Here is a 16,424-nt window from a genome sequence, read left to right as displayed (position 1 = left end):
GCCGCCCCGGGCCTTCGCTTCCCAAGCTTTCATCTCCTGTCGCCGCACCCGTCGCAAGTGAATCTGCTTGCGCGGTCCATCTGCGCATCCGCTCTCAATTACTCCAGAGGTTTCTTCCATGGCCCAGCGCCATCGTCGTCGTGCGTCCGTCTCCCGCCACCTGCTCACCGCCGCCGTGCTCGGTGCACTCAGCCTCACCGCCCATGCCAATGGCAACGGCGCCCCGACCACCCTGGACAAGGTGGTCGTCACCGCAAGCGGCTTCGAGCAGAAGATCACCGATGCGCCGGCGAGCATTTCGGTCATCACCCAGGAAGAGCTGGCCAAGCGCCCCTACATGACCCTGCTCGATGCAGTGCGTGACCTGGAAGGCGTGGATGTGGGCGAAACCCGCGACAAGACCGGCCAGGGCACCATCTCGATGCGCGGTATGGGCTCGGATTACACGCTGATCCTGATCAACGGCCGCCGTCAGAACAACCACGGCGACATCTACCCGAACAACTTCGGCGGCAACCAGTTCAACCATATTCCGCCGTTGGATGCGATCGAACGCATCGAAGTGATCCGCGGCCCGGCTTCCACCCTGTACGGCGCCGACGCCATGGGCGGCGTGATCAACGTCATCACCAAGCGCACCCTGGACAGCTGGCACGGCTCGGCCACCATCGCGCGCACCTTCGAGACCAATGACGAGTTTGGCGATGACAGCACCGCCGACCTGTTCGTCACCGGCCCGCTGGTACCTGGGGTGCTGAACCTCAGCGCGCGCGCCAGCTGGTACGACCGCAAGGCTTCCAACCCGGTGTACTCCTCGGTCACCGACCCCGCTGGCGTCGAGCACAACCGTGCACTGGGCTTCGGCGGCGGCGGCAAGACCGTGGACAACACCAACAAGGCCGGCGGCATCAGCCTTGCCTGGACGCCAACCGAATCGCAGACCATCACCCTGGACTACGACACCTCGCGCCAGGAATACGACAACTCGATCAAGATCAACGATCAGGGCGTCGAGGAATACCCGGTCGGCACGGTCGATGGCATCGCCTCGATCTGGCGTGGCAACTCCACCACCTGCATCGCCCGCCGCAACTGCACCCGTGCCGATCCCCGCGTGGGCTACGGCCCGACCCAGGAGTTCACCCGTGACGCCTGGGCATTGACCCATGACGGCAAGTGGGACTTCGGCAACAGTTTTGTCTCGCTCTCGCACGTGGCTACCAACAACGACGGCCGCACCATGCCGTTCACTGTGGCCGAGCGTCGCCAACTGCTGCAGATGCTCAACGCCACGGGTGCGTACGCCGGCCTGACCGAAGCACAGCGCCGTGCCGCCGCAGAGCAGACCTTCCTGCCGCGTCCCCAGCGCACACTGGAAAGCTCGCAGTACACACTGGATGCCAAGTTCGACGTCCCGTTCCAGGCCGCCGGTGATCACGTCGCGGTGTTTGGTACGCAGGTGATCCGTGGCGAACTGACCGACGGCGTGTTCGGCATGGAAGTCGGCAACCCGGGCCGCAAGCAGGAGCACAACATGTACTCGCTGTTTGCCGAGGACACCTGGACCGTCATCGCGCCGCTGGCCATCACCTATGGCCTGCGCTTCGACGATCATGAGGTGTTCGGCGACCACCTGAGCCCACGCCTGTACGGCGTGTACACCGTCAACGAACAGTGGACGGTCAAGGGCGGTGTCAGTACCGGCTTCAAGACTCCCAAGACCACCCAGCTGTATGACGGCGTCACCGGCTTCGGTGGCCAGGGCACCTCGCCGATGTTCGGCAATCCGGACCTGAAACCGGAGACCAGCACCAGCACCGAGCTGGCGGTGTACTGGCAACATCCGGACGGCCACAATTTCAACGCCACCCTGTTCCACAACAAGTTCGACGACAAGATCTCCTCCCAGCCCTGCGGCGCCGGTCTGAGCCTTGCCTGCACCAGCACGGGCGAATATGCCGACCTGGGCTATTCCACCAGCAGCAAGACGGTGAACATCGATGAGGTGGTGATCCAGGGTGCGGAAGTCGCCGGCCGTTGGGAGATCAACGATGCCTTCAGCCTGCGCGCCAATTACACCTATACCGACAGCGAGCAGAAGAGCGGTGCCCGCAAGGGCTTGCCACTGGGCAACAGCGCCAAGCACATGGCCAACGCCACCTTCAACTGGCAGGCCAATGATCGCTTCAGCCTGTTCCTGACCGGCGAGGCGCGCTCCAAGCGTTTCAACGATGTCAGTGCTGTCACCGGCAAGGCCCTCTACTACAAGAACTACACCGTGTTCCACCTGGGTGCTTCGTTCGAGGCCACCCAATGGTTGACCGTCAACGCACGCATCAACAACCTGTTCGATCGTGACTTCACCACCTACCAGACCACCTTCACGGATCTCGACGGTGACGGCAGCTACGCCGACGGCACCAATGAAGTGCTGTACTTCGACGACTACAACAACAAGGACAAGGCACGCAGCTTCTGGTTGAGCCTCAACGCCCGGTTCTGACAAGCCTTGCCCGCCTCCCGCTGCGGGCAAGGCGGACCGTGCAAGCTGATGGCAGCATCTGGATGCTGCCATTGGCACACGCGCGATTCCGCCCGCACCAACCACTTCAAAGCCCGCCATTGGCGGGCTTTGTCGTTGCCGCCACCGGCCCCTGGTCGCAAGGCCCAGTGGTAGAGTCCGCACACTTGAAAACACCGCCGCTTCATGACCCGCCGAACCTTTCATTCCGTACAGGCGCTGCGCGCCATCGCCGCATTGCTGGTCGTGCTGTTTCATCTACAGATCGTGGAGCAGAAGTACTCTGCGACCAGCCCCGTCATTCCGGCGCTGATGCGCTTTGCCGACAGTGGCGTGGACCTGTTCTTCGTGCTCTCCGGCTTAGTGATGACCACCATCGCCGCCGGCAGCTATGGCAGCCCACGCAACGCCGGTCGATTCCTGGTACGACGCGGCTGGCGCGTCCTGCCGCTGTACTGGTTCTACACCAGCATCGTGGTGCTGCTGATGCTGCTGGCACCGGGCATGGCCAACAGCGCCTACCAAGAACAGAGCATCACCGCTTCCTATCTGCTGTGGCCGCAATCACAACTGCCACTGCTCACGGTGGGCTGGACACTCATCCACGAGATGTTCTTCTACCTGGTGATGGCGGCAATGATCGCCTTCGCCCGCGAATCACGGCTCCCGTGGCTGCTGCTCGGCTGGGCCACGATCACCTTGACCGCACAACACTTTCTTGGCTCCACGGCGGCGCCCTGGCAACGGGTCGCCAGCAGTCCGCTCACCCTGGAATTCATCGCCGGTGCGATGGTCGGCCTGTACTGGAATCGACTGCCCGCGCGCCTTGCCCTCCCCGTGGCCGGGCTCGGAGTCGTCGGATTCATGGGCACCGTGCTCGCGCTTGCCCACTTCGATGCGCCGGCACCCCCAGCCGCACTGCGCGCATTGGGCTTCGGCCTGCCAGCGGCCCTGCTCACCCTCGGGCTGGTCCGTTGGGAGCACACAACCCCACCTTCCCTGCCCCAACCGCTTCTGCTGATCGGTGACAGCTCCTATTCGCTGTACCTGAGCCACGTCTTCGTGATTTCCGCCATGGGGCGGCTTTGGCAGAAAACCGGGCTGAACACCGCTGCATGGCAATCCTGCCTGTTCGTACTGCTGACCGTGCTCGCCTGCCTCATGGCTGGGTTGGTCTCCTGGCGGATGCTTGAACGACCGCTGCAGCAGCTGCCGTTCCTGCGCCGCAAAAAACTGCCGGAGGCCCGCCCGATACCGGGTTGAAGCCAGCGGGTTGCGATACAAATAGATACAAATTGCGAATCATTCTCATTAATGATCTAATCTTTGGCTTCTCATTTGCCCTAATCCCGTGTCAGTAGACCGCGCATCCGCCAACATCGTGCAGCAGCAGGCCAGCCGTGGCTTCTGGTTGCGCACGTTGCATCAATGGCACTGGATCAGTTCGGCGGTCTGCCTGATCGGCATGCTGCTGTTCTCCCTTACCGGCATCACCTTGAACCACGCGTCCAAGATCGAAGCCAAGCCCGTTGTGCACAACCAGAAGATCGCGCTGTCCGCGCCGCTGCTCAAGGCATTGGGGTCACGCGAGGACGGCAATGCGCCGCTGCCGGGCAAGGTCGCCGACTGGTTGTCCCGCGAGCTGGATGTGTCCATCGGCAAGCGGCCCGCCGAGTGGTCGCCGGAAGAAATCTATCTGTCCATGCCTGGCCCCGGCAGCGATGCCTGGTTGAGTATCGACCGCGAAACCGGCGCGGTGGAATTCGAGAAGACCCGCCGCGGCTGGGTGTCCTACTTCAACGATCTGCACAAGGGTCGCAACGCCGGCCCGGGCTGGGGCTGGTTCCTTGACCTGTTCGCCGTGGCCTGCCTGGTGTTCTGCATCACCGGCCTGTTCCTGTTGCATCTGCATGCACGGCAGCGGCGCATGACCTGGCCGCTGGTCGGTCTGGGCCTGCTGATCCCGCTGTTGATCGCCCTGCTTCTCATCCATTGATCGTCATTCCTTCCGGAGTCGCACCATGCGCGTCACCCTGACCATAGCCCTGAGCGGCCTGATCGCCACCGCTCCTGCGGCCTACGCTGCCAGCCTCGACGTCAATGTCGAAGTACCCGCGCTCAACGTGGCCGAATACCACCGTCCGTATGTCGCGGTGTGGATTGAAGGCGCCGACCAGAAGGTCGCGGCCAACCTGTCGGTCTGGTACCAGCTCAAGGACACCGCCGAAGGCCACGGCACCAAGTGGCTGCCGGACCTGCGCCAGTGGTGGCGCAAGAGCGGCCGTACGCTGCAGGTACCGGTGGATGGCGTGACCGGCCCGACCCGTCCGGTTGGCAAGCACCAGCTCAGCTTCAATGATCGCCAGCCGCAGCTGCGCGGCCTGGCCGCCGGCCAGTACACGCTGGTGGTGGAAGCCGCACGCGAAGTGGGCGGCCGCGAACTGGTCAAGATTCCCTTCACCTGGCCGGCACGCACCGCGCAGAACGGCAGTGCCCAGGGCACCGCCGAGCTGGGCGCCGTCACTCTCGCCGTCAAACCCTGATCCGCCCACATCACTGGAGCTATCCGATGAAGCGTACCCTGATCCTTGCTGCCGCCCTTGCCGCGGCACTGCCGTTCACCGCCTCTGCCCACAAGGCCTGGCTGCAGCCGTCGCAGACCGTCATCGCCGGCACCAATCCGTGGATCACGGTGGACGCGGCCGTGTCCAACGACCTTTTCTATTTCAACCACGTGCCGCTGCGCATCGACAACCTGGTGATCACCGCACCTGATGGCAGCACCGTGCAGCCGCAGAACGTGGCCACCGGCAAGTACCGCAGCGTGTTCGACGTGGAGCTCACCCAGCAGGGCACCTACCGCCTGGCCAATGTCAACGCCGGTCTGTCGGCCACCTGGCAGGAAGACGGCAAGCCCAAACGCTGGCGCGGCAATGCGGAGAAGTTCGCCGCCGAAGTACCGAAGGACGCGCCGGAGCTGAAGGTGTCCGAGACCGCAGGCCGCGTGGAGACCTTCGTCACCAACGGCAACCCGAACGACACCGCGCTCAAGCCGACCGGCAAGGGCCTGGAGATGGTCGCGTTGGGCCACCCGAACGATCTGGTCAATGGCGAACAGGCCAAGTTCCGCCTGCTGGTGGACGGCAAGCCGCAGGCCGGCCTGGAAGTGGAGATCACCCGCGGCGGAACGCGTTATCGCAATGCCCAGGAAGAGATCAAGGTGACCACCGACGCCAAGGGCGAGTTCTCGGTGACCTGGCCGGACGCCGGCATGTACTGGCTGGAAACCGGCACCGAAGACAACAAGACCTCGGTACCGCAGGCCAATGTGCGTCGCCTGAGCTACGTCGCCACGCTCGAAGTGCTGCCGCAGTAACGCTCCCATGGCCCCTCTCCCGCATGCGGGAGAGGGGTTGGGGTGAGGGCATGAGGCCCCGCTGCTGATCGACGTCAGCAAGAACGCTCCCCCATCCGCCCCTTCGGGGCACCTTCCCCCGCATGCGGGAGAAGGATAAAAGGTTCCTGCTCGATTCCCGATACCGATGTCCCCCACTTCCGACATCGCCGCCCTTGGCGGCCACACCATGGGCACCCGCTGGAGCGTCAAACTGGTCGCGCCGCGCAGTCGTGATCTGCATGCACTGCATGCTGGCATCCAGGCCGAGCTTGACCGCGTGGTCGCGCAGATGAGCACCTGGGAAGTGGACTCGGACATCAGCCGCTACAACCGTGCCATTGCCAATAGCTGGCATGCACTTCCAAACGATTTCTGGACCGTGCTCAGTGCCGCGCATGACATCGCCGCGCGCAGTGATGGCGCGTTCGATCCCAGCATCGGGCCGTTGGTCGCGCTGTGGGGTTTCGGTGCAGACGCCGCTGCACAGCGCGTCCCCGATCCCGCACAACTGGCAGATGTCGGCAGCCGTTGTGGCTGGAGCAAACTGAAGTTGGATCCACAAACGCAGTCTGTCCTGCAACCTGGTGAGCTGCGGCTGGATCTGTCCGCCATTGCCAAAGGCTACGGCGTGGACCTGGTCAGCCGCTGGCTACACCGCAACGGCGTCGACGCGGCGCTGGTGGAAGTGGGCGGCGAACTGCACGGCTACGGCCTCAAGCCCGATGGCCAGCCTTGGCGCGTGCTGGTGGAATCGGCGCCGGAAGAAGACGCGGGCGCCGAGTACCCACCGCGCGTGCTGGCCTTGAATGACCTCGCCATCGCCACCTCCGGTGACCGCTGGCATCATTACGAACACGAGGGCGTGTCCTACAGTCATACGCTCGACCCGCGCACGCAGGCACCGGTGACCCGCGCCACGGCCGCCGTCACGGTGATCGACCGCGAAGCGATGCTTGCCGATGCCTGGGCCACCGCGCTCACCGTGATGGGCGCCGAGCAAGGGCTGGCGTTCGCCAAACAACATGACCTTGCCGCGCGCTTTGTATCGCGCGGCAATGCCGGGCTGGAAGAGGTGATGACGCCCGCCTTCCAGCGCTACCTGGATGCAGATGCGCAATGAGTTCCAACCGCTCCCTCCGTGCCGTGCTCGGCAACATCGGCATGATCGCCACGCTGCTGCTCATCGCTTTCCTGTTACTGCGCCTGCACCTGGGCGAGAGCTGGTGGCTGACCTCACCCCTGCCTGCGCAATGGTGGAGTGCGCTGGTTGCCACTGCGATCTACGCTGCCGCTTGTTTCGCACTGTGGTGGCGGGTGCGCCCGCGCAAGGAAGAATCCGGCAATGACGGCGAACCGCCGGTACTGGTGGCGTGGGCCAGCCAAACCGGCTTCGCCCAACAGCTTGCAGAACGTACCGCCGAAAGCCTGCGCGCCGCCGGTCACAAAACCCGCCTGCGCCCACTGGACCAGGTGGACGCCGCGATGCTCGGCAGCAGTCGCAAGGCCTTGTTCATCGCCAGCACCACCGGCGAAGGTGACCCGCCTGATCATGCGCTGGCTTTCCTGAGCCGGGTGATGACGCAACCGGCCGCACTGCCGCGACTGCAATATGCGGTACTCGCGCTCGGTGACCGCACCTATGACCAGTTCTGCGCGTTCGGCCATCAACTGGATGACTGGTTGCGCGAGCACAGGGCACAGCCTCTGTTCGATACGGTGGAAGTGGACAACGCCGACCCGGACGCATTGCGCCATTGGCAGCAACTGCTTGGTCAACTCGGTAGCAAGGTTGCTGATGTTCCCGACTGGAGCGCGCCGGCTTATCAGCCATGGCGACTGCAGGAGCGGCAAGCGCTCAATCCCGGCAGCGTCGGCGGCACGGTGTTTCATCTCAAACTGCATCCGCAGGAAGGCTCGCTTCCTGCCTGGCAGGCCGGCGACATCGCCGAGATCGGTCCGCATCAGTCCGCTGACGCCGTCGCACACTGGATGCAGGCCAACGGTTTCGCCGCGACCGCCTTGCTGCCGGATGGACGTTTGCTGCATGAGGTTCTGGCGGTCTCGTATCTGCCTGAGCAGATCGCAAGCGGCGACATCACCGGGCTCAACGCCACACTCAAGCCACTGCCGCATCGCGAATACTCCATCGCGTCGATGCCTTCGGACGGCACGCTGCAGCTGATGTTGCGCCGCCAGCTGCGGCCGGACGGCACACCCGGGTTGGCCAGCGGTTGGCTGTGCGACTACACCGTCCCTGGCGACGCCATCGACCTGCGCCTGCGCAGCAACCGCAACTTCCACCCGCCGCAGGTCGACGCACCGCTGATCCTGATCGGCAACGGCACCGGCATCGCCGGCCTGCGTGCGCACCTGCGCGCGCGTATCGATACCGGCGCACGTCGCAACTGGCTGTTGTTCGGTGAGCGCAACGCCGCCCACGATTTCCACTTCGGCGACGAGTTGCAGAAGTGGCAGCGCGAAGGTTGGATCGAGCATCTGGATACAGTGTTCAGCCGCGACGAAGGCCCGTTCCATTACGTGCAGGACGCGCTCGCCGCCGATGCGCTGCGACTGCGCGAATGGGTGGAACAAGGCGCCACCATTCTGGTCTGCGGCAGCCTGCAGGGCATGGCGCCCGCAGTGGATGCGGTGATCATCGGCGCCCTGGGCAGCGAAGCCCACGAAGCCCTGCGCATCGCCGGCCGTTATCGCCGCGACGTGTACTAAGCCATCACGCACAACGCAAACCGGCCGTAGCGCCGAGCCATGCTCGGCAGAACGTTTCACCAGCCATGCCCCAGCGGAGCATGGCTCCGCTTTACGGCACGGTTGCCGGGCTCACGCGAATGGCCAGCAACTCGCCACCACCATTCAACGCATAACGCCTGCGCTCGCCCGCGCCCAACCAGGCGGTATCGCCAGCGGCCAACGGCGGCAGCACGCCACCTTCAAATTCGGCCTGGCCAGCCAGCAGGTGAATCGCCCATGCCGCCTGAGGCTCGGTGAAGAACAACATGTTGCCCACCAGCGGCCGGTGCAGCAGTTCGGCCTGCAGTGCATCGCGGCGCCACATTAGATTGAAATCCTGCGTCACCCCGTCGACCAGTTCACCGGCGATGTCTTCTTCACCGGCAAAGCGCAGCCGCTGGTACGGCGGCAGCAAGGTCTCACAGCGGCCATTGGCAAAGCGCAACCGCAGCCCTTCGCCCTGCAGCAGTACCAGTTCGCGCTCAACGCCCGGGAAGGCCGAGAACGCCGCGTCCTGCTCGATCTCGGCAATCGACAAACGCAGCTGCCAATCGCCCTGCGCGGGCAGGCGCAGGATTTCCCGGGTCCAGCCCAGGCCATTGCGCCAGCGTTCGCGGTGGTAGTCAGCGGAAGGAATGATGCGTGAAGAGGCGTTGAGGATATCCATCGCTGCATGATGCCACCGCCATGCAGCTCAACGCACTTGCCGCAGTAGCGTCAAACGCGGAGCCGCGAAGCAGTGCCTGCTTCGCGGCGCGCCCTGCTCGTGCCGGAGTTCGCGATTACTTCGGCAGCGCCAGGTTGCCAGCCGTCAGCGGTTTGCCCGCGCGCGGCGTGGTCTCGATCACCGCGCTGGCCGGCAATGCCGCGCCGTTGTCCAGCCGTGCCTGCACGCGGTCCAGCGCGGCGTACACGTACGGCAGCAACGGCAGATAACGCGAGCCGTAGTCCGGCAGGCCGAGGAAACCGTCGAAATGCTGCACATGGCGCACCTGCCAATAGCTCACTTCGCGCCCGGCCGCCTTCGCTGCAGCGGCATACGGTGCGCTGCTGAAAGCCGGCGGAATCAGACCATCGTCGGTGCCATGAATCACCATGACCGGCAGGCCCTGGCGGGGCAGACCAGCGCGGGTGGCCTGGATGCCGGCCTGCACGCGTTTGGCATCCTCGCCCTGCCCGTCCCACAGACCACGCAGACACTTCAGGCCGGCATAGGTCAGGTCCGGCAGCTGCACCTTGCTGTCCAGCAGGCCCACCCCCGCGCCTGGGGGAATGCCGCTGCCATCGGAGATCCATGCCGCGCGCTCGGCGGCAGTGGCGGTACGTGGTGAGAAGTCAGGGTTCTGCGCAGCGAAATTGAACCCGCACGGATGCTCGCCCACGCCATAGCGGCCGTAAGCCGAGGCGTAGGTCGCGGCGATGGCGCGCCACAGATCAAAACCGGTGGACAGGGCGCCGGCACGCAGCGCTTCGTCGGTCCATCCCTTGCTCATCATCAATTCGTAAGCCGACTTGGCCTGCGCTGCCGGCGTGGCACCGCCGATAACGCCCTCGACCGCCAGCGTGGCGCAACGCACGGCGGCGCCAGCCTGCAACGCGGCGGTCATCGGCGGCTGCGGCAGGTTGCTCATGTGCAACTGCGCACATGGCATCAGCAGCGCCGCCTCGGTCGTGTAGTCGTACAGGGCACGGGCACCCGGGCCATCGGAATAGATGCTGGGCTCACCGGCCACCACCGCATCCAGCCAGTCACCTTCCAGTTCAGCGGCACGCAGCACCGCGCCGCCGCCGTTGGATATGCCAACAGCGATGATGCGGGTGTTGTCGAAGGTGAACGGCGCTGCCTGCGGATAGGCCTGCTGCAGTGCCAGCAGCGCGAACTCGGCGGCCTGCTTCACGTGACGGCCCCAGTCCGCTTCCGGGTTGTCCTTGGAATGCGCATGCTTGAACGCAACGCCCGAGGCGTTGACCGGCGCATCCGGCACGAAAGCCAGGTCAGCGGCCTCGCCCAGGGCACCGACGGTGCCATTGGCCCGCACGCCCTGCTGTGCGTCGAGATCGTAGTAATCGCTGCCGGCGCCCTTGTCGGTGTAGACCACCGCACAGCCCTTGGGCAGGCCCCATGCTGCCGCTACCGATACGGCGCCGTAGATGCCACGCGAGCCTGACGCCGGTGCGACCAGCACGCAGCGTTTGGCCAGATCAAAGTTGTCCGGCACCTGCGCCAGCACGCGGTGCGGCTGCTTGGCACCGGGCAACCGCGCATAGGCCGCGTACTCGCGACCCGGCGCGGGCGCCAAGCTGCCGAACAGCTCACCGTAACCACCGCCCGGGGCAAGATCGGCAATACCGCGCCAGCTGCCCCACAGCGCGCGTCGGCGCAGCTCTTCCACCGTCGGCGCATTGGCATCGGCAAAGGCCGGCGGCGCCATGCTGCGCAGGCCGGCCAGACCCAGGCCTGCGGTGAGCAGATCGTCGCTGCCGCGATGTTCGCTGCGGAGTTCGTTGCTGAACATGGAAGGCTCCACGGACTTGGATGCGGGACCGCTGGCACAGGAGGCCAGGCTCAGTCCGACGAATAGGCCGCAGGCGGCGCGCAGTAGGGATTGGCTCATGGGCGCACCCTAGCAGAGGCACCCGGGCCGGCTCATCGTACTTTGGTACCACACGCCTTTAGCACGCTGGCTGCTACGTTTCCCCACACTTCCCCCCGTTTTATGGAGTCCCCCATGGACCGCTTTCTGCAAGGCCGCACCGCGTTGGTGACCGGCAGCACCTCCGGCATTGGTTTGGCCATTGCACAGGCCCTCTCCGCGGCTGGCGCGCGCGTGGCCATCAATGGCCTGGGCAGCGAAGAACAGATTCAAGCCGCACTCAAGAGCGTCACCGACGCCGGCAGCGAGGCCCGCCACTTCGATGCCGACCTGCGTAAGCCCGACCAGATCACCGGCATGCTCGAAGCCGTACAGAGCTGGGGCCAGGTTGATGTGCTGGTGAACTGCGCCGGCATCCAGCACGCCGCACCGCTGGCCGAACAGCCCGCGCAGAAGTGGGATGACGTCATCGCCATCAACCTCAGCGCGGCCTTCCACACCATGCAGCACGCGCTTCCAGGCATGGCCGAACGCGGCTACGGCCGCGTGCTCAACATCGCCTCGGTGCACGGCTTGGTGGCATCGAAGAACAAGGCGCCGTATGTGGCCAGCAAATTCGGCATCGTCGGCCTGAGCAAGGTTGCCGCGCTGGAGTATGCCGCCGCTGGCAGCCGTGAAAGCGGCGGCGTCACCGTCAACTGCATCTGCCCGGGCTGGGTGGAAACGCCGCTGATCGAGCCGCAGATCCAGGCCCACCGCAATGGCGGCAGCCGTGACGACGGCGTGCGCGCCCTGCTCGAAGAGAAACAACCCAGCCTGCGCATGTCGCTGCCTGAAGACATCGCCGCGATGGCGGTCTGGCTGTGTCGCCGCGAATCCCACAACGTCACCGGCGCCGCGATGCCGATGGATGGAGCGTGGACGGCGCAGTGACGGCGAGGCACGCCCCCGCCTGTTGCCTTTCATCCTGCTTCGGCCTCTACTCATCACTGTTCATCCATTGTTGCCCTACATGCCGAGCCTGTTGATCGCCGACGACCATCCCCTGTTCCGCGCCGCCTTGCGTCAGGCCGCAAGCGATGCGGTCAGTGGCATGCAGGTGCGGGAGGCCGAGTCGCTGGAGGGGGTGTTGGCCGCGTTGGATGCCGCGCCGGATACCGACCTGATCCTGCTGGACCTGCACATGCCCGGCAATCATGGTCTGGCCGGCCTGGCCGCCATCCGCGCGCAGCACCCGGGCGTGGCGGTGATCGTGGTCTCGGCCAATGACGATCCGCGCGTGGTCCGCCGCGCGCTCGATCACGGCGCTGCCGGTTACCTGCCCAAGAGTTCCGGTTTGAACGAGCTGCATGAGGCCATCCGCTGTGTGATGGCCTGCGAGCAGTGGTTGCCGGCGTCGCTGCGCGCTTCGGTCACGCGGGCGCAGTCATCGCTCCATGACAGCGAGCTGGCCGCGCGCCTGGCCAGCCTGTCGCCACAACAGTTCCGGGTGCTGGCACTGGTCGCCGAAGGCCTGCTCAACAAGCAGATTGCCGACCGGCTGGATGTGCAGGAGCGCACCGTCAAGGCGCACCTGTCGGCGATTTTCGAGCGCCTGGGTGTGCGCAACCGCACCCAGGCCAGCGTTGTGCTGCGCGAACTGGAGCTTAGCGACCCCGCCCGTCAGGTGGTCTAAACCGGCGGAAGCGGCGCGAACCCAGGACGCCCCGTCAGCTCCCGTCGCCCAGCCAGGCACCCAGTCCTGCTGCATCAAACGGCCAATCCAGCTCGCGCCCGGCGCCGTCACGCAATACCGGCACACGCACGCCATAGCGCTCTTCCAGTGTGGCGTCCTCGTCTATGAACACGCTGTCGAACTCCGGCGCGCGGGCCTGCGCCAGCACCGCCAGTGCCAGATCGCACAGGTGGCAGTCGTCGCGCTGATACAGAACCAATCCGCTCATTCTTTGCTCCACCGGGGGAATGCTGCGCTGCGGGCAAGGCCGGCGGCGGCGAGCCCGTAGAATAACGGCCCTCTCTACGCAGTTCGCAGAAATACGCATGTCCGTCAGTACGTTCGACCTGTTCAAGATCGGCATCGGCCCGAGTTCGTCACACACCGTGGGCCCCATGCGCGCGGCCGAGCGCTTCGTGCACCGCTGGCTGCTGGACCCGGGCCGCCTGCAGGACGTGGTGCGCATCCGCGCCGAAGTGTTCGGCTCGCTGGCCCTGACCGGCCGTGGTCACGGCACCGACAAGGCTGTGCTGCTCGGGCTGGAAGGCCACCGCCCGAACCAGATCGACCCGGACGTCATTCCTGCCGCGCTGGAGCGCATCCGTTCCAGCAAGCGCATCAATCTGATGGGCCAGCGCGAGATCGCCTTTGAAGAGAAGCGCGACCTGGCCATGAACAAGCGCCAGAAGCTGCCGTACCACACCAATGGCATGCGCTTCACCGCCTATGACGCCGACGACCAGATCATCGCCACCCGCGATTACTACTCGGTGGGCGGTGGTTTCGTGGTCAACGAGGACGATGCCGCCGACGACCGCATCGTGCCCGACCAGACGCCCGTGCCCTACCCGTTCAAGAGCGGCGATGAGCTGTTGGCGCAGGCCGCGCGCAGCGGCCTGAGCATCGCCCAGATGATTTTCGAGAACGAGAAGTGCTGGCGCAGCGAGGATGAAATCCGCGCCGGCCTGCGCGAGATCTGGGACGCCATGCAGTCCTGCGTGACCCGTGGCATCCGCTCCGAGGGCACCCTGCCCGGCGGGCTCAACGTCAGCCGTCGCGCACCCACGCTGTACCGCGAACTGTCCGCGCGGCCGGAAGCGGCGATGCGCGACCCGCTGACCACGCTGGACTGGGTAAACCTGTATGCCTTGGCGGTGAATGAAGAAAACGCCGCCGGCGGGCGCGTGGTCACCGCGCCTACCAATGGTGCGGCCGGCATCATTCCCTCGGTGCTGCATTACTACGACCGTTTCTGCCCGGGCAGCAACGAACAGGGCATTTTCAACTTCCTGCTCACCGCAGCTGCGATCGGCATCCTGTACAAGGAAAACGCCTCGATCTCCGGCGCCGAAGTCGGCTGCCAGGGCGAAGTCGGCGTGGCCTGCTCGATGGCCGCGGGCGGCCTGATGGCCGCACTGGGTGGCAATCCGGGCCAGATCGAGAATGCGGCCGAAATCGGCATGGAGCACAACCTCGGCCTGACCTGCGACCCGATCGGCGGGCTGGTGCAGATTCCCTGCATCGAGCGCAACGCGATGGGCGCGGTGAAGGCGATCAATGCCAGCCGCATGGCGATGCGTGGTGACGGCAAGCACAAGGTGTCGTTGGACAAGGTCATCAAGACCATGCGCGATACCGGCCGCGACATGCAGGACAAGTACAAGGAAACCAGCCGTGGCGGCCTTGCCGTCAACGTCATCGAGTGCTGATGCATCAACGGGCAGGCGCTGGTCCCGATGGGGCTTGCGCCTGCTCGCACTCCTGCTGCTGTGGCTTGCAGTAAGCACGTTCTGGGATCGTTACTGGACGGCGGCGCCCGCCGCCGGCGCCATCGCTGCGGATGGCAGCTTCGATATCCCAGTGCATATCCGTCTGCAGGAAAGCTGGGTACTGAATCTGGATTTCCAAGCCGGGCAGCTGCCACTGGATGAGTTCGCGCGTCGCACCGCCTCTTGGAAACATCCGCCCGCGCCGAGCGATGCCGGCATCACGCTGCAGTGGCAGTTGCTGGACGCCGACAATCAACAGGTCGCTGCCAACCGCAGCGTGTTGCATCAAGCAAGCAGCTGGAGAAGCGACACGGTAAGCAGTCAGATTTCCCTGCCGCAGCTCAACCCGGGCCGCTATCGGCTGGTCGGCCAACTCGGCGCGCTACCGTCGACCACACTCGGCATGCAACCCGGCATCGCGATTCGCGCGGCCAACAGCAAAGCCTGGCGCAGCTGGCAGATCGACGTGGCGTGGTGGACGTCACTGATCAACTCACTACTCATCTGGCCCCTGACCATTGCATTGATGTTGGCGCTGCCCGCGCACGCGCTATGGCGCCGTCGGTAACCACAAAAAGCCCCCTGTAGAGCGCAAGCCACGCTCCGCAGAAGCACTCCTGATAACACCACTGCCGGGCATGGTTCGGCACCACAGGGCTCTGCTTTCTGCGCCGCCCGCACCGTATTGCAATCCCCCCGGCCGACATACCAGAATCGCGCCACACGAAGGAACGTCAGGGGGACGGGTGCAAACCGAACAGGAATCCGGCGGGCAACCGCCTGCACTACCTCCCACGCCGCCTGTACGACCGGCGCCAAGGCCCGCACCACGCCCTACGCCGCGTTCTGGCGGCCTCAGCCTGGGCAAGGTCGTGCTTGCCGCGATCGTGCTGGTGATCGGCGCCTGGTTCATCGGCAACCGCAAGCCGGCACCGTCAGATGCCGAAGCCGCCACAACCGCGTCCGGATCCGAAACTCCGGCCACTGCAACCTCCACCGCCAATCGCGGCGCCATGGTGGTCCAGGGTGAGAAACCCACTACGCTGACCACCCTGGATGAAGCCCGCATGGTGGTGCAGGAGCAAGGCAGCGTGTTGCGCATTGAAGGCAGCGTCGGTGCGAAATTCGCCAACGACCTGCGCGCCGCACTGGATGCCAACCCGTCGTTGCAGCGTATCGACATCACCAGTGGCGGCGGCTATGCCGGCCCGGGACTGGAAGCGGCGCGGATGATCCGCAGGCGCAACCTCATCGTTCGTGTGCAATCGCAATGCGCGAGCATGTGCGTTGCGCTCTGGGCAGCCGGTGCACAACGACAGATGGAGCCGGATGCCTGGATCGGCCTGCACGATTGGGACGCTCGTTGCGAGCTCCGCCCTTCGCCCGACCGTGAGGAATGCAATTACCAGGTGCAGTTCGCTACCGACCACGACTCCAGCTACGACGGATGGCTGCGCGATGCAGGTTTCAACCAGTACCTGCTCGATCTGCAGAGCAGAACCGCATCGAAGGACATCGCCGTGCTCACCGCCCCACAGCTATGGGAAAACGGCGTGGATTTCAGCGTGGTCAACCACGATGGAACACGCATGAGCCGTACCGAAGTGCAGCGCTACCTCGTAGAGAAGTTCGGCCGTCGCTGAGGCAACGGCTTCCCAGCATCGAGGTGGAATGCGTTGCG

15 protein-coding genes are annotated in these 16,424 nt (G+C 65.1%); 12 read left to right on the top strand and 3 right to left on the bottom strand.

Features of this window, described 5'->3' with window-relative positions:
- Positions 1–118: 118 nt before the first annotated feature.
- The 7 genes from ABB26_RS06190 (at position 119) to ABB26_RS06160 (ending at position 8,645) form a co-directional block, all read left to right on the top strand.
- Positions 119–2,503 (top strand): TonB-dependent receptor domain-containing protein, encoded by a 2,385-nt coding sequence (locus ABB26_RS06190; RefSeq protein ID WP_057632809.1) that lies wholly within the window; start codon positions 119–121, stop codon positions 2,501–2,503.
- Positions 2,504–2,707: 204 nt separating this feature from the next.
- Positions 2,708–3,784 (top strand): acyltransferase family protein, encoded by a 1,077-nt coding sequence (locus ABB26_RS06185; RefSeq protein ID WP_057632808.1) that lies wholly within the window; start codon positions 2,708–2,710, stop codon positions 3,782–3,784.
- An 88-nt stretch (positions 3,785–3,872) separates the two neighbouring features.
- The gene (locus ABB26_RS06180; protein WP_057632807.1) at positions 3,873–4,517 is read left to right on the top strand and encodes a PepSY-associated TM helix domain-containing protein; all 645 of its coding nucleotides are present in this window, start codon (positions 3,873–3,875) and stop codon (positions 4,515–4,517) included.
- Positions 4,518–4,542: 25 nt separating this feature from the next.
- The gene (locus ABB26_RS06175) at positions 4,543–5,064 is read left to right on the top strand and encodes a DUF2271 domain-containing protein (protein ID WP_057632806.1); all 522 of its coding nucleotides are present in this window, start codon (positions 4,543–4,545) and stop codon (positions 5,062–5,064) included.
- Between the two features lie 26 nt (positions 5,065–5,090).
- On the top strand, positions 5,091–5,897 hold the full coding sequence (locus ABB26_RS06170) for a DUF4198 domain-containing protein (protein ID WP_057632805.1): 807 nt from the start codon (positions 5,091–5,093) through the stop codon (positions 5,895–5,897).
- 160 nt (positions 5,898–6,057) lie between these two features.
- Positions 6,058–7,038 carry an FAD:protein FMN transferase gene (locus ABB26_RS06165; protein WP_425477248.1) on the top strand — a complete coding sequence of 327 codons (981 nt, stop codon included), beginning with the start codon at positions 6,058–6,060 and terminating at the stop codon, positions 7,036–7,038.
- Complete coding sequence (locus ABB26_RS06160) at positions 7,035–8,645, top strand: sulfite reductase subunit alpha (protein WP_057632803.1); 1,611 nt, start codon at positions 7,035–7,037, stop codon at positions 8,643–8,645. The genes ABB26_RS06165 and ABB26_RS06160 overlap by 4 nt, the downstream gene beginning before the upstream one ends.
- 91 nt (positions 8,646–8,736) lie before the next feature.
- Here the strand turns inward: ABB26_RS06160 and ABB26_RS06155 are convergent, their stop codons facing one another.
- Complete coding sequence (locus ABB26_RS06155) at positions 8,737–9,333, bottom strand: HutD/Ves family protein (protein WP_057632802.1); 597 nt, start codon at positions 9,331–9,333, stop codon at positions 8,737–8,739.
- 115 nt (positions 9,334–9,448) lie between these two features.
- Positions 9,449–11,281, bottom strand: a complete 1,833-nt coding sequence (locus ABB26_RS06150) for a 3-hydroxybutyrate oligomer hydrolase family protein (RefSeq protein WP_057632801.1) — start codon at positions 11,279–11,281, stop codon at positions 9,449–9,451.
- A gap of 114 nt (positions 11,282–11,395) precedes the next feature.
- On the opposite strand from ABB26_RS06150, the gene ABB26_RS06145 reads away from it, so the two are divergent.
- Positions 11,396–12,193: a 3-hydroxybutyrate dehydrogenase gene (locus ABB26_RS06145; RefSeq protein WP_057632800.1), complete on the top strand. Its 798-nt coding sequence runs from the start codon at positions 11,396–11,398 to the stop codon at positions 12,191–12,193.
- 79 nt (positions 12,194–12,272) lie between these two features.
- Positions 12,273–12,935, top strand: coding sequence for a response regulator transcription factor (locus ABB26_RS06140; protein ID WP_057632799.1), 663 nt, complete (start codon positions 12,273–12,275; stop codon positions 12,933–12,935).
- 34 nt (positions 12,936–12,969) lie between these two features.
- On the opposite strand, the gene ABB26_RS06135 is transcribed toward ABB26_RS06140, so the two are convergent.
- On the bottom strand, positions 12,970–13,203 hold the full coding sequence (locus ABB26_RS06135; RefSeq protein WP_057632798.1) for a glutaredoxin family protein: 234 nt from the start codon (positions 13,201–13,203) through the stop codon (positions 12,970–12,972).
- A 97-nt stretch (positions 13,204–13,300) separates the two neighbouring features.
- Between ABB26_RS06135 and ABB26_RS06130 the strand changes: the two genes are divergently transcribed.
- From ABB26_RS06130 to ABB26_RS06120, 3 genes are all read left to right on the top strand, one after another.
- Positions 13,301–14,683, top strand: a complete 1,383-nt coding sequence (locus ABB26_RS06130) for an L-serine ammonia-lyase (RefSeq protein WP_057632797.1) — start codon at positions 13,301–13,303, stop codon at positions 14,681–14,683.
- Positions 14,684–14,717: 34 nt separating this feature from the next.
- The gene (locus ABB26_RS06125) at positions 14,718–15,311 is read left to right on the top strand and encodes a hypothetical protein (RefSeq protein WP_057632796.1); all 594 of its coding nucleotides are present in this window, start codon (positions 14,718–14,720) and stop codon (positions 15,309–15,311) included.
- A 304-nt stretch (positions 15,312–15,615) separates the two neighbouring features.
- Positions 15,616–16,386 carry a hypothetical protein gene (locus ABB26_RS06120; RefSeq protein WP_057632795.1) on the top strand — a complete coding sequence of 257 codons (771 nt, stop codon included), beginning with the start codon at positions 15,616–15,618 and terminating at the stop codon, positions 16,384–16,386.
- The last annotated feature ends 38 nt before the right edge of the window (positions 16,387–16,424 follow it).

The sequence above is a fragment of the Stenotrophomonas humi genome, from assembly GCF_001431415.1.
Taxonomy (GTDB): domain Bacteria; phylum Pseudomonadota; class Gammaproteobacteria; order Xanthomonadales; family Xanthomonadaceae; genus Stenotrophomonas; species Stenotrophomonas humi.
The sequence above is the reverse complement of the archived record's forward strand: the minus strand, read 5'-3'. Positions and strand labels throughout refer to the sequence as shown.

Excerpts from the sequence above, each read along its gene's own strand:
- ABB26_RS06160 (WP_057632803.1), top strand. The coding sequence starts at position 7,035 with ATGAGTTCCAACCGCTCCCTCCGTGCCGTGCTCGGCAACATCGGCATG.
- ABB26_RS06140 (WP_057632799.1), top strand. The coding sequence starts at position 12,273 with ATGCCGAGCCTGTTGATCGCCGACGACCATCCCCTGTTCCGCGCCGCC.
- ABB26_RS06175 (WP_057632806.1), top strand. The coding sequence starts at position 4,543 with ATGCGCGTCACCCTGACCATAGCCCTGAGCGGCCTGATCGCCACCGCT.
- ABB26_RS06185 (WP_057632808.1), top strand. The coding sequence starts at position 2,708 with ATGACCCGCCGAACCTTTCATTCCGTACAGGCGCTGCGCGCCATCGCC.
- ABB26_RS06130 (WP_057632797.1), top strand. The coding sequence starts at position 13,301 with ATGTCCGTCAGTACGTTCGACCTGTTCAAGATCGGCATCGGCCCGAGT.
- ABB26_RS06170 (WP_057632805.1), top strand. The coding sequence starts at position 5,091 with ATGAAGCGTACCCTGATCCTTGCTGCCGCCCTTGCCGCGGCACTGCCG.
- ABB26_RS06190 (WP_057632809.1), top strand. The coding sequence starts at position 119 with ATGGCCCAGCGCCATCGTCGTCGTGCGTCCGTCTCCCGCCACCTGCTC.
- ABB26_RS06155 (WP_057632802.1), bottom strand. The coding sequence starts at position 9,333 with ATGGATATCCTCAACGCCTCTTCACGCATCATTCCTTCCGCTGACTAC.
- ABB26_RS06135 (WP_057632798.1), bottom strand. The coding sequence starts at position 13,203 with ATGAGCGGATTGGTTCTGTATCAGCGCGACGACTGCCACCTGTGCGAT.
- ABB26_RS06145 (WP_057632800.1), top strand. The coding sequence starts at position 11,396 with ATGGACCGCTTTCTGCAAGGCCGCACCGCGTTGGTGACCGGCAGCACC.
- ABB26_RS06150 (WP_057632801.1), bottom strand. The coding sequence starts at position 11,281 with ATGAGCCAATCCCTACTGCGCGCCGCCTGCGGCCTATTCGTCGGACTG.